Origin of the sequence: Albimonas pacifica (assembly GCF_900113695.1) — a bacterium.
GTDB classification, from domain to species: Bacteria; Pseudomonadota; Alphaproteobacteria; order Rhodobacterales; family Rhodobacteraceae; genus Albimonas; species Albimonas pacifica.
Genome location: NZ_FOQH01000007.1, coordinates 36,926 through 49,265 on the forward strand (window position 1 = coordinate 36,926; position 12,340 = coordinate 49,265).

A 12,340-nucleotide genomic window follows, 5' to 3' on the forward strand; every position below is an offset into this window, starting at 1 on the left:
GCGGTCATGGCCCATGACCCGCCCGCCTCCCCGCGGCTTCCCCGAGGCCGAGCACCGCGCCCGCCTGGCCCTGGTCCAGGCCGCCATGGCCGCCGAGGGCCTCGCCGCCCTGCTGCTGACCACCGAGCCCGAGATCCGCTGGATCACCGGCTTCCTCACCCGCTTCTGGGAGAGCCCGACCCGGCCCTGGTTCCTGGTGGTCCCCGCGCAGGGCGATCCGGTGGCCGTGATCCCCTCCATCGGGGCCGAGCTGATGCGCGCGACCTGGATCCGGGACGTGTGGACCTGGTCCTCGCCCGACTACGCCGACGACGGGGTCTCCCTGCTCGCCGCCACGCTCGCCGAGCGCACGCCGCCCGACGCCGGGATCGGCACGCCCATGGGGCGCGAGAGCCTGCTGCGCATGCCGCTCGGCGACTGGCACGCGTTGGCGGACCGGATCGGGCGGCGGCGGTTCCGCGACGACCGCGGGATCATGCGCGCCCTGCGGATGGTGAAGTCGGAGGCGGAGATCGACAAGATCGCCGCCGCCTGCGCCGTCGCCGGCCGCGCCTTCGCCCGCGCGCCCGAAATCCTGATCCCCGGCCGGCCGTTGTCGGAGGTCTTCCGCCGCTTCCAGATCCTGTGCCTCGAGGAAGGCGCCGACCAGGTCCCCTACCTCGCCGGCGGCGCGGCGCCGGGGGGTTACGGCGACGTGATTTCGCCCGCCTCGGACCGGCCGCTGGAGCGCGGCGACGTGGCGATGCTCGACGCCGGCCTGTCGCGCGACGGCTATTTCGCGGATTTCGACCGCAACTGGTCGCTGGGCCCGCCCGCCCCCGAGGTCGCGGAGGCCCATGCCCGGCTGGTCGAGGCGGCCGACGCGGCCGCCGGCCTCGCCCGCCCCGGGGCCACGCCCGCCGACCTGTTCCACGCCATGCGCGCGGTGCTGGGCGGCGGGGAGCTGGACGTGGGCCGCCTCGGCCACGGACTGGGCATGCAGCTCACCGAGCCGCCCTCGCTGATCGCCGCCGACCTCACGCCCCTGAGGCCCGGAATGGTGCTGACGCTGGAACCCTCGATCCCCCTCGGCCCCGGCCGGATGCTGGTGCACGAGGAGGTGATCGTGGTGCGCGAGGACGGTCCGCGGTTCCTCTCGCCCCGCATCGGGCCGGAGATCCCGGCGATCTGACGACGTCAGCCCTCGGCCAGGTGCTCGGCCAGGATCGAGGCGCCGAGCGCGATCAGCGCCAGCCCTCCCAGGACGCCCACGATCCGCCCCAGGCGGCGGCCCAGCAGGCGGCCGGCGAGCACGCCGGTGGTGCTCATCGCCAGGGTGGCGAGGCCCACGGCGGCCGCCACCGCCAGGATGTTCACCTGCAGAAAGGCCAGCGACACCCCCACCGCCATCGCGTCGATCGAGGAGCCGACCGCCGTCGCCACCGTGCCCCAGAGCGACGCCGGGCGCGGCGCCTCGGGGCGCGCGGTCAGGGCGTGGAAGGTCATGTGCAGGCCCGCCGCGCCCAGCAGGGTGAAGGCGACCCAGTGGTCGACCGCGGCGACGTGCTGGCTCGCCGCCACGCCCAGGCCCCAGCCGATCAGGGGGGTCAGCGCCTCGATCGCGCCGAAGATCGCGCCGGTGCGCAGGGCGCGCGCCCAGCCCGCCGGCCGCTCGACCGCGCCGCGGCCCAGGGCGGCGACGAAGGCGTCGAGCGAGAGGGTCAGCGCCAGGATCCCGATGGCGGTGGGGGACATGGCCGCCCTCCTGCGGACGTCGGACCGGCGGTCAGGGGCGCCCCGTCCGCCGGGTCGCCGCGCCAAAGAATCCGGGCGGAGGGGCGGCATCGCTCCACCTCCGCGCGGGACGGGCGAGATAGGTGCGCGGGAGCGGAAAGTAAAGCGGAATCATGCACTTGAACTTGAGACGCATTTGCAGTCGGGCGCTGCGTCAGGCGCCTGGGACGCAAAATGGGGCGGCCCGCGAAGGACCGCCCCAGGCAAGGACCCTGAGCTGGGGGAGGAGGATCAGCCGCAGGCCGCGACCGCGCGCCGGGTCAGCACCCCGACCAGGTGCGCGCGATACCGGGGCGACCCGTGCAGGTCGCCGATCATGCCCTCGGCCGGATGGGACATCCCGTCCAGCGCCGAAAGGGAGAAGTCGGCCGACAGCGCCTGCTCGGCCTCGGCCCAGCGGAACACGCCGCCCTCCGATGCGCCGGTGACGGCGACCCGCGCGCCGTCCGCGAAGCGGGCGACGAAGACCCCGACCAGGGCGAAGCGCGAGGCCGGCTGCTCGAATTTCTGGTAGTCGGCGGCGAGCGGCACAGGAAACGCCGCCGCCGTCAGCAGTTCGCGCTCCTCCAGGGCGGTTTCGAACAGGCCCAGGAAAAAATCGTCCGCGGCGATGGCGCGCCCGGCGGAGGTGTGCAGCGTCGCCCCCAGGCCCAGCGCCGCCGAGGGGTAGCAGGCCGCGGGGTCGTTGTTGGCCAGGCTGCCGCCGATCGTCCCGCGGTTCCTCACCGCCGGGTCCCCGATCTTGCCGGCGAGCGCGGCCAGCGCCGGGATCGCGCCCTGCACCTCGGCCGAGCCCGCCACGTCGGCGTGGCGCGTGGCGCCGCCGATGCGCAGCACGTCGCCGGAGCGGGAAATCCCCTTCAGCTCGGCGATGCCGGTCAGGTCGACCAGCGTGCCGGGCGCCCCCAGCCGCGCCTTCAGCGTCGGGATCAGGGTCTGGCCGCCGGAGAGGGGCTGCGCCTCCTCGGCCTGCATCGCCTCGACGGCCTCGGGCAGGCTGCGGGGGCGGGCGAGTTGGAAATCGTACATCGTGGGTCCTCCCGTCTGCGTCCCCTCCCGCCGGGGCGGGAGCGGAGGGGGTTCACTCGGCCGCGGCCGCGGGGCGGGCGGCGTCGATGGCCTCCCAGACCTTCGAGGGGGTCAGCGGCATGTCGAGATGCGCGATCCCGTAGGGCGAGAGCGCGTCCAGCACCGCGTTGACCAGCGCCGGCGGGCTGCCGATGGCCCCCGCCTCGCCGCAGCCCTTCACCCCCAGCGGGTTGTGCGTGCAGGGCGTGCAGGCGGAGTTGTCGACGGTGAAGCTGGGCAGGTCCCGCGCCAGCGGCATGGCGTAGTCCATGTAGGAGGCGGTCAGCAGCTGGCCGCTCTCGTCATAGACGCAGCCCTCCATCAGCGCCTGGCCGATGCCCTGGGCGAGGCCGCCATGCACCTGGCCCTCGACGATCATCGGGTTGACCACGTTGCCGAAATCGTCGGCGGCGGCGAAGGACATCACCTGCACCTTGCCGGTGTCGGGATCCACCTCGACCTCGCAGACATAGGCGCCCGAGGGGTAGGTGAAGTTGGCCGGGTCGTAGAAGGAGGTCTCCTCCAGCCCCGGCTCGATGGCGTCCAGCGGGTAGTTGTGGGGGACGTAGGCGGCGAGGCAGACCTCCGCCCAGGCGACGGAGCGGTCGGTGCCGGAGACGGAGAATTTTCCATCTTCGAAGGCGATGTCCGCTTCCGACGCCTCCAGCAGGTGCGCCGCGATCTTCTTGGCCTTGGCCACGATCTTGTCGACCGACTTCACGATGGCCGAGCCGCCGACCGCGAGGCTGCGTGACCCGTAGGTCCCCATCCCGAACGGCACCTTGGAAGTGTCGCCGTGGACGATGTCGACGGCCCCCTCCTCGATCCCCAGCCTGTCCGCGACCACCTGGGCGAAGGTCGTCTCGTGCCCCTGCCCGTGGGAATGCGAGCCGGTGAAGACCGAGACGGAGCCCGTCGGGTTCACCCGCACCGTGGCGGCCTCATAGAGCCCCGCCCGGGCGCCCAGCGCGCCCACCAGCGAAGAGGGCGCGATCCCGCAGGCCTCGATGTAATGCGCGAGCCCGAAGCCGCGCAGCTTGCCGCGGGCGGCGCTCTCGGCGCGGCGCGCCTCGAAGCCGGCGCGGTCGGCGACCTGCAGGACCTTGTCCAGCGTCGCGTTGTAGTCGCCGGAGTCGTATTCGACGGCGACGGGGGTCTGGTAGGGGAACTGGGTGATGAAGTTGCGCCGGCGCAGCTCGGCGGGGTCCATGCCGATCTCGCGGGCGGCTTTGTCGACCACGCGCTCGATCAGGTAGGTGGCCTCCGGCCGGCCGGCGCCGCGGTAGGCGTCGACGGGGACGGTGTTGGTGAAGACCGCGCGGACGTTGGTGAAGATCAGCGGGGTCTTGTAGTTGCCCGCCAGCAGGGTGCCGTGCAGCCAGGTCGGGATGCAGGGCGCGAAGGTGCTGAGGTAGGCCCCCATGTTCGCCAGCGTGGTGGAGCGGAGCGCCAGGAAATGGCCCTCGGCGTCCATCGCCAGCTCCACCTTGCAGACGTGGTCGCGGCCGTGGGCGTCGGACATGAAGGCCTCGGCCCGGTCGGAGGTCCATTTGACGGGGCGGTTCACCACCTTGGCGGCGAAGGTGACGAAGGCCTCCTCGGCGTAGTGGTAGATCTTGGAGCCGAAGCCCCCGCCCACGTCCGGCGCCACCACCCGCAGCTTGTGCTCGGGCAGGCCGAGGACGAAGGCGCCCATCAGCAGACGGATCACATGCGGGTTCTGGGAGGTGGTCCAGAGCGTGTGCATGTCGTCGGCGTCGTCGTATTCGCCCAGCGCCGCGCGCGGCTCCATCGGGTTGGCGACGAGCCGGTTGTTGCGCAGCTCCAGCACGGTGACGTGGTGGGCGTTGCGGATCGCCTCATCGACGGCGTCCTTGCTCTCGGCCGGGAAGTCCCAGTCGTAGCAGAGGTTGTCCGGCGCCTCGTCATGCACCTGCGGGCCGCCCGCGACGGCGGCGCGCATGTCGATGGCGGCGGGGAGTTCCTCGAGCTCCAGCTCCACCAGCTCGGCGGCGTCCTTCGCCTGGGCGCGGGTCTCGGCGACCACGGCGACGATCGGGTCGCCGACGTGGCGCACCTTGCCCTCGGCGAGGATCGGGTGCTTGGGCTCCTTCATCGGCTGCCCATGCCTGTCGGTGATCAGCCAGCCGCAGGGGATGCCGCCGACGCCCTCGAAATCCTTCGCGGTGAACACCTTGATCACCCCCGGCGCAGCCTCCGCCGCCGAGACGTCGAGCGAGACGATCCGCCCGTGCGCCATGTCCGAGCGCAGGAAGTGCACATGCGCCTGGCCGGGGCGGTTCATGTCGTCGACATAGCGGCCCTTGCCGGTCAGGAACCGCTTGTCCTCGCGCCGCTTGGAGCTGGCGCCGATGCCGGTGATCTTGGTCATCTCCGCCCCCTCACTCGGCCGCGACGGGCTGCGCGCGCAGCTCGGCGGCGGCGGCCAGCGCCGCCTTGACGATGTTGTGGTAGCCCGTGCAGCGGCAGATGTTGCCCTTGAGCCATTCGCGGACCTGCGCCTCGGAAGGCTCGGCGTTCACCCGCAGCAGGTCGGTGATCGACATCACCATCCCCGGGGTGCAGAAGCCGCACTGCAGGCCGTGATGCTCCTGGAAGGCGGCCTGGACGACGGACATCGCGCCGCCCTTCGCCTCGCCCTCGATGGTGCGCACCTGCGCGCCGTCGGCGGTCGCGGCGAGCATCGTGCAGGCCTTCACGCTCTCGCCGTTCACCAGCACCGTGCAGGCGCCGCATTGCGAGGTGTCGCAGCCCACATGGGTTCCGGTCAGGCCGAGGTCCTCGCGCAGGAACTGCACCAGCAGGGTGCGCCCCTCGACCTCGCCCGAGACGGGCTTTCCGTTCACGGTCATCGAAATGCCGGGCATCTGATCCTCCCCTGGCGATGTTCTGGCTTGGCTTGCGGCGCGCGCTCCCGTCCGCGCGCCGGACGTGGCGGTCAGGAGAGAAGGCGGCGCAGCCAGCCCTTCTTCTCCCGGTCCGGGGCAGGCGCCGGCGCGGGCGTCGCGCCCGCCATCTCGGGCTCCCTGGCCGGCGCGGCGTCGGGCAGCGCCCAGGCCGCCTCGTCCCGGGCGGGGGGCGGCGGGGCCGCGCCCTCCACCTGCGCCTGGAACAGGGCGAAGAACTCGTCTGCCATCTTGCGCGCGAACCCGTCGATCAGGCGCGAGCCGAGCTGGGCGAGCTTGCCGCCCACCCGCGCCTCGGCCGTGTAGGTCAGGCGCGTGCCGTCGGGGTGATCCTCCAGCGCCACCCGCGCGCCGCCCTTGGCGAAGCCCGCGGCGCCGCCCTTGCCCTCGCCCGAGAGGAGATAACCCTCGGCCGGGCGCACGTCCTCGAGCGTCACGTTCCCTTTGAACTTCGCCTTCACCGGGCCGACCTTCTGGGTGACCTCGGCCTCCATCTCGGTCTCCGAGAGCTTCTCCAGCCGCTCGCAGCCGGGGATGCAGGCCCTGAGCACCTCGGGGTCGTTCAGCGCCGCCCACACCGTGGCGCGGTCCGCCCGGATGATCCGTTCGCCGGTGAGTTCCATTGCAGGCGTCTCCTGTCGGGGTCTTGTCGTTGGGGGGAGGGTAGGAGGGCGCGGGCGGCCCGCGCCATTCGACCTTAGGCGGGGGCCTCAGTCGGCGGGCGGGGTCCAGCTCAGGCCATGGGCCTCGAAGATCGCGGCGAGCCGCCCGTCCTCGACCGCCGCCGTCACCGCGTCGCCCACCGCATAGGCCAGCGGCCGCCAGGAGTGGCGGACCGCCGCCCCCAGCGTCCAGGCCCCGCGCGAGAGCCCCGGCAGGGGCGGCGAGTGCACGGCCAGCCCGGAGGTCAGCCCCCATTCCAGCTCGTGCAGCGGGCCCATGGCGGCCTTGGTCTCGCCGCGGGCCAGCGCCTGCATGGCGGCGGGGGTGGAGGGATATCGGCGGATGTTCGCCCGCAGCATCCCGGCGCCGATGGACGAGAGGTGGAAGTCCGCGAGGCTGTCGTTCTCCACCGCCACCGTGTCGAAGCGGAAATAGGCCGGGACCGGGGGATCCTCGGGATAGGCGTCGCGCCGGTAGGCGATGGCCAGATGCGTGTCGAAGTAGCGGCCGGTGAAGACCACCTGCTCGACCCGGCAGGCGTAGTCGCTGTCGTAGGGCACGTGCAGCATCACGTTCGACGCCCTGCCGTTCACCACCGGACCCTTCCAGACGTGGTTGCGCAGGTCGTCGTCGAGCGTCTCGCCCGCGGTCACGAAGGTGAAGCGGGGGGCCACGCCCAGGCTCTCGGCGATGATCCGGCCCAGCGCCACGTCGACGCCCATGGGCTCGCCGTCCTCTTCCCACGACCAGGGCGGGAAATCCTCGTAGACGGCGATGTCGATCCAGCCGCGGGCCTGGATGTCGTCGAGGCTCTGGCCCACGACGTCGCGCGAGGCGTTCTGCGGCCGCGCCTGGGGGGTCCAGTCCTCGCAACGCGCCGCGGCCGGGTCCGGGAGGAGAAGGAGGACCCAGGCCGCGGCGGCCGCGAACGTCGCCGGAGCGGAACGACGGCGCGGCATCTCAGTGCGCGGCGCTCAGGCCGATGGTCAGCGTCTCGGCCGCGCGCGCGGGGTCCGCGCGTTCCCCCGAGAGCTGGCGGGCGGCGCGGAAGGCGATCGAATCCGCCACCGGCGCGCCCGAGGCGGTCTCGATCCGCCCGGCGATCTCCTGCAGCTCGCTGGCGACGGCGGCCACCTGCTCGGCGTCGGCCTGCCCGGCGGCCATGGCGGCGAGCTGGTCGCGGATCTCCTTCAGTCGGGCGGCGTGCTCTTCGAGCGAGTCGCCGTCGGGCCGGGTCTCGATATAGGTGCGGATCGCCCAGGCGGCCTTCTGGCCCAGCAGCTCGCCGAAGGCCGGCATCTTGGTGACGCCGTTCTGGGTGTAGCCGTCGCGGAACCGCTCGGCATACCACTCGTCGCCGTATTCCTCCGCCTCCAGGAACCGCAGGTCGGGGGCGAGACCGCCGGAGACCACGCCCAGCCCGTGGCAGCGGGCGCAGTTCTGGGTGTAGCCGCTGTCGCCGACCTCGATGGCCGCGGCCCAGACCTCGTCGCCCATGGCGCGGTAGGGGTTCTCGGTCAGCCAGTCCTCGCCCACCTCGGGCAGCGCGTCGGTGTTCACCGGCTGGGGGGCGACGTCGCCATGGGCCCAGGCGAGGCCGGCGGTCCCGGCGAGCGCAAGGGCGAGGGCGGCGGGTCTCAGGCGCGGGGTGATCATGTCGGCTCCCTGGCGGTTGGTTCTGTCGCTTAGGCAAGCGATAGCGCCGGGCCGTGGGGGGGCGGTATTCGACCTTCGGGCGATAGGCGGGCGAAACCGTCGGGCGCGGCCTCCGACCATGGTCGAATGGACGCGGCGGCCTGCCGCAGCGAGCGTCGGGGCCATGCTGCGACCGCTCGCCCTCCTGGCCTCGCTGGCCCTCGCCGTCCCCGCCTCGGCGGAGCTCGCGGTGCGCGTGGCCTGGCTGGAGCAGTCGGTGGAGCAGCCGCCGATCCTTTCGAACCTGGATCCGGTTCCGGGCGACCTCGGCCTCGCCGGGGCCCGGCTGGGGCTGGCGGACGACGCGAAGACCGGACGGTTCCTGGGCCACGCCTACGCGCTCGACGCGCATGTCGTACCCCCCGGCGGCGATTTCCTCGCGGCCGCGCGGGCCGCGCTGGCGCAGACCCCCCTGCTGGTGGCGAAGGCCCCGGCCGAGACCCTGCTGGCGCTCGCCGACCTGCCCGAGGCGCAGGGCGCGTTGATCCTCAACGCCTCCGCCCAGGACGACGCGCTGCGGGGCGAGGCCTGCCGGGCGAACCTGCTGCACGCCATCCCCAGCTACGCGATGCGGGCGGATGCGCTCTCGCAGTTCCTGACCGTGCGCCGCTGGACCGATGTCGCGCTGGTCGAGGGGACCCACCCGGGCGACCGCGCCTTCGCCGCCGCCCTGCGCCGCAGCTTCCACAAGTTCGGCCTGCGGGTGCGGGCGGACGAGACCTGGGAATGGAACGCCGACATCCGCCGCGACGCCGGCCGCGAGACGCCGCTGTTCACGCAGGGCTTCGCCGCGCACGACGTCATGGTCGTCGCCGACGAGGCCGGCGACTTCGCCCGCTACATGATGTTCAACACTTGGAGGCCCGCGATCATGGCGGGGTCCGAGGGCCTCTCCCCCATCGCCTGGTCCCCGGCGCTGGAGCAATGGGGCGCCGCCCAGCTGCAATCGCGGTTCGAGGCGCTGGCCGGCCGCGACATGCGCGCGGAGGACTACGCCGCCTGGGCCGCCGTCCGCGCGCTGGGCGAGGCCGCGACCCGCACCGGCGCCGCCGACGCGGACGCCTTGCGCGCCTACCTGCTGTCGGACGCCTTCGAGCTGGCGGGCTTCAAGGGCCGGCCGATGACCTTCCGCCCCTGGAACGGCCAGCTCCGCCAGCCGATGCCGCTGGTCCACCCCCGCGCGCTGGTCGCGCTGACCCCGCTGGAGGGGTTCCTCCACCCGCGCAGCGACCTCGACACCCTCGGCCAGGACGAGGGCGAGAGCGGCTGCCGCGCCTTCGCAAGGGACTGACCATGCGCCTCGCCCTCTGCCTCGCGCTCCTCGCCTCGCCCGCGTTCGCGGACGAGATCTGGGTGACGAACGAGAAGGACGACACGATCTCGGTGATCGACGTCGCCACGCTGGAGGTGACCCGCACGATCCCGACCGGGGAGCGGCCGCGCGGACTGACCTTCTCTCATGACTTCAGCCGGCTCTACATCTGCGCGTCGGACAGCGACGCGGTGCAGGTGATGGACCCGGTCTCGGGCGAGATCCTGCACGACCTGCCCTCGGGCGAGGACCCCGAGCAGTTCGTCCTGCATCCCGACGACCGGCGCCTCTACATCGCCAACGAGGACGACGCGATCGCCACGGTGGTCGACGTCGAGACCCGGCGCGTCATCGCCCAGATCGACGTGGGCATCGAGCCGGAGGGCATGGCCGTCTCCCCAGACGGCCGCATCGCCATCACCACCTCCGAGACCACCAACATGGCGCACTGGATCGACACCGAGACGGAGACGCTGTTCGCCAACACGCTCGTCGACTCCCGCCCCCGCCATGCCGAGTTCGCGCAAGCCGGCTCGCAGCTGTGGGTCTCGTCCGAGATCGGCGGCACGGTCACGGTCTTCGCCGTGGACGACCAGCGGGAACTCGCGAAAATCCGCTTCGCGATCCCCAACATCCACCGAGACCGCATCCAGCCCGTCGGGTTCGAGTTCTCGGCCGACGAGAAGACGGTCTTCGTCGCGCTGGGCCCCGCCAACCACCTCGCCGTGGTGAATGCCGAGACCTTCGAGGTCGAGGACTACATCCTCGTCGGCCGCCGGGTCTGGCACATGGCCTTCTCACCGGACCGGAAGCTGCTGTTCACCACCAACGGCGTCTCCGGCGACGTCACCGTGATCGACGTGGGCCGCCGCGAGGCGATCAAGACGATCAAGGTCGGCCGCTTTCCCTGGGGCGCCGCGGCCCGCCCGACCTCCGGAGGCTGACATGCGCCGCGCCCTGACCGCCCTTCTCTGCCTCGCCGCCCTGCCCGCCTCCGCCGAGGGCTTCGGCCTCGCCGGCGTGCTGTCGGCGAAGAACCGGCAGGACCTGCCGCCGATCGCCCTCTCGGCCGGAATGCCGCTGGCGGACGCGCCGCTGGTCCTGAAATCCGGGACCTACTACGAGATCGAGATCATCGCCGACGGCTCCGCCGAGCTGGCCCTGACCGGCCCGGAGTTCTTCCGCGCCATCTGGATCGACGAGATCGTCATAGAGGGCCTGGAGATCCGCCCGCTGGGCCTCGACAGCGTGGAGTTCGACGAGGCGGGGACGATGGAGATCGGCTTCCTCGCCATCAAGCCCGGCCGCTACGTCCTGCAGGTCCCCGGCGTCGCCGGCGACCTGATGCGGCTGGAGGTGAGCATCGAATGACCCCCGGCCTGCGGATCGAGGACGTCCGCTTCGCCTACGGGGCGAAGACCGCGCTGGACGGCGTCTCCTTCACCGTCGAGCAAGGCGCCTTCTGCGCCCTGCTCGGCCCCAACGGCGCGGGCAAGTCGACGCTGTTCTCGCTGCTGACCGGTTTGATGCGGGCGCCCCACGGCCGGCTCGAGGCCGCCGGCCACGACCTCGGCCGCGCCCCCCGCAGGGCGCTGGCCTGCATCGGGGCGGTGTTCCAGCAGCCCACCCTGGACCTGGACCTGAGCGTCCTGCGCAACCTGACCTACTTCGCCGCCCTCCACGGCATTCCGCGTCGCGAGGCCGAGGGCCGCGCCCGCACCGCCCTCGCGCGCCTGTCGATGGAGGAGCGCGCCCACGAACGCGCCCGGGACCTCAACGGCGGCCACCGCCGTCGGGCCGAGATCGCCCGCGCGCTGATGCACGACCCCGCGGTGCTGCTGCTGGACGAGCCGACGGTGGGGCTCGACGCGCAGGCCCGGGCGGCGCTGACCGCCCATGTGCACGATCTGGCGCGGGACGCGGGGCTGACGGTGCTCTGGGCCACGCACCTGGTGGACGAGGTGCGGCCCGCCGACCAGGTGGTGATCCTCCACCGGGGCCGGGTGGTCGCCGACGGCGCCGCGTCGGTCATCGCCGGCCCGCGGCCGCTGACCGACGTGTTCCTCTCGATGACCTCGAGGCGCGCCGCATGAGCCCGCATCTCGTCGCCCTGGAAGCCATCGTCACCCGCGAGGCCCTGCGCTTCGTCCACCAGCGAGAGCGCTTCGTCGCCGCCCTGGTCCGCCCGCTGGTCTGGCTGGTGGTCTTCGCCGCCGGCTTCCGCGCCGCGCTGGGCCTCTCGATCACGCCGCCCTACGAGACCTACATCGCCTACGAGGTCTACATCGTCCCCGGCCTCTGCGGCATGATCCAGCTGTTCAACGGCATGCAGAGCTCCCTGAGCCTCGTCTACGACCGCGAGATGGGCTCGATGCGCCTGCTTCTGACCTCGCCGCTGCCGCGCGGGTGGCTGTTGTTCTGCAAGCTGGCGGCGGGCGCCGCGATCGGCGTGATCCAGGTCTACGCCTTCCTTGGCCTCGCCGCCGCCTTCGGCATCGTGATGCCGTGGGAGGGATACTTGCTGGCCGCCCCCGCGCTGGCGATCACCGGCCTGATGCTGGGCGCGCTGGGGCTGCTGCTCAGCTCCTTCATCCGGCAGCTGGAGAACTTCGCGGGGGTGATGAACTTCGTGATCTTCCCGATGTTCTTCCTTTCAACCGCGCTCTACCCGCTGTGGAAGATGGCCGAGTCCTCGCCGCTGCTGCGCGACCTCTGCGCGCTGAACCCGTTTTCCCATGCGGTCGAGCTGATCCGCTTCGCGCTCTACGCGAAACCGAACCCCGAGGCGCTCGGCTGGACCCTGCTGGCGCTGGCGGTCTTCGCGGGGCTGGCGCTGCGCGGCTACGACCCCGCCCGCGGCCTGATCGGCCGCAAGGCCTGAGGCCGCCCGGACCGGCCCGCG

At 72.6% G+C, this 12,340-nt stretch carries 13 protein-coding genes; 6 read left to right on the top strand and 7 right to left on the bottom strand.

The annotated features are described in order from the left end of the window. Window positions 1-13 precede the first annotated feature (13 nt). Window positions 14-1,171: a M24 family metallopeptidase gene (locus BM064_RS15590; protein WP_092860936.1), complete on the top strand. Its 1,158-nt coding sequence runs from the start codon at window positions 14-16 to the stop codon at window positions 1,169-1,171. Window positions 1,172-1,176: 5 nt separating this feature from the next. Here BM064_RS15590 and BM064_RS15595 read toward each other — a convergent pair whose 3' ends face one another. From BM064_RS15595 to pedF, 7 genes are all read right to left on the bottom strand, one after another. Then, complete coding sequence (locus BM064_RS15595) at window positions 1,177-1,734, bottom strand: manganese efflux pump MntP (RefSeq protein ID WP_092860938.1); 558 nt, start codon at window positions 1,732-1,734, stop codon at window positions 1,177-1,179. A gap of 270 nt (window positions 1,735-2,004) precedes the next feature. After that, on the bottom strand, window positions 2,005-2,802 hold the full coding sequence (locus tag BM064_RS15600) for an FAD binding domain-containing protein (protein WP_092860940.1): 798 nt from the start codon (window positions 2,800-2,802) through the stop codon (window positions 2,005-2,007). Window positions 2,803-2,854: 52 nt separating this feature from the next. Continuing rightward, on the bottom strand, window positions 2,855-5,233 hold the full coding sequence (locus BM064_RS15605; protein WP_092860942.1) for a xanthine dehydrogenase family protein molybdopterin-binding subunit: 2,379 nt from the start codon (window positions 5,231-5,233) through the stop codon (window positions 2,855-2,857). Between the two features lie 10 nt (window positions 5,234-5,243). Next, window positions 5,244-5,729, bottom strand: a complete 486-nt coding sequence (locus BM064_RS15610; protein WP_092860944.1) for a (2Fe-2S)-binding protein — start codon at window positions 5,727-5,729, stop codon at window positions 5,244-5,246. Between the two features lie 71 nt (window positions 5,730-5,800). Then, the gene (locus BM064_RS15615; RefSeq protein WP_092860946.1) at window positions 5,801-6,391 is read right to left on the bottom strand and encodes an SRPBCC family protein; all 591 of its coding nucleotides are present in this window, start codon (window positions 6,389-6,391) and stop codon (window positions 5,801-5,803) included. Window positions 6,392-6,478: 87 nt separating this feature from the next. Beyond that, window positions 6,479-7,252: a substrate-binding periplasmic protein gene (locus BM064_RS15620; RefSeq protein ID WP_245779186.1), complete on the bottom strand. Its 774-nt coding sequence runs from the start codon at window positions 7,250-7,252 to the stop codon at window positions 6,479-6,481. A 139-nt stretch (window positions 7,253-7,391) separates the two neighbouring features. Further along, complete coding sequence (pedF, locus tag BM064_RS15625) at window positions 7,392-8,087, bottom strand: cytochrome c-550 PedF (RefSeq protein ID WP_092860950.1); 696 nt, start codon at window positions 8,085-8,087, stop codon at window positions 7,392-7,394. 163 nt (window positions 8,088-8,250) lie between these two features. Between pedF and BM064_RS15630 the strand changes: the two genes are divergently transcribed. From BM064_RS15630 to BM064_RS15650, 5 genes are read left to right on the top strand one after another with little or no spacing between them, the layout of a single operon-like run. Further along, window positions 8,251-9,417, top strand: coding sequence for an ABC transporter substrate-binding protein (locus tag BM064_RS15630; protein WP_092860952.1), 1,167 nt, complete (start codon window positions 8,251-8,253; stop codon window positions 9,415-9,417). Between the two features lie 2 nt (window positions 9,418-9,419). Further along, window positions 9,420-10,382, top strand: coding sequence for a YVTN family beta-propeller repeat protein (locus tag BM064_RS15635; protein ID WP_092860954.1), 963 nt, complete (start codon window positions 9,420-9,422; stop codon window positions 10,380-10,382). Window position 10,383: 1 nt separating this feature from the next. After that, window positions 10,384-10,809, top strand: a complete 426-nt coding sequence (locus tag BM064_RS15640; protein WP_092860956.1) for a hypothetical protein — start codon at window positions 10,384-10,386, stop codon at window positions 10,807-10,809. Beyond that, window positions 10,806-11,531: an ABC transporter ATP-binding protein gene (locus BM064_RS15645; protein ID WP_092860958.1), complete on the top strand. Its 726-nt coding sequence runs from the start codon at window positions 10,806-10,808 to the stop codon at window positions 11,529-11,531. Before BM064_RS15640 ends, BM064_RS15645 begins: the two co-directional genes overlap by 4 nt. After that, on the top strand, window positions 11,528-12,319 hold the full coding sequence (locus BM064_RS15650; protein WP_092860960.1) for an ABC transporter permease: 792 nt from the start codon (window positions 11,528-11,530) through the stop codon (window positions 12,317-12,319). The genes BM064_RS15645 and BM064_RS15650 overlap by 4 nt, the downstream gene beginning before the upstream one ends. The last annotated feature ends 21 nt before the right edge of the window (window positions 12,320-12,340 follow it).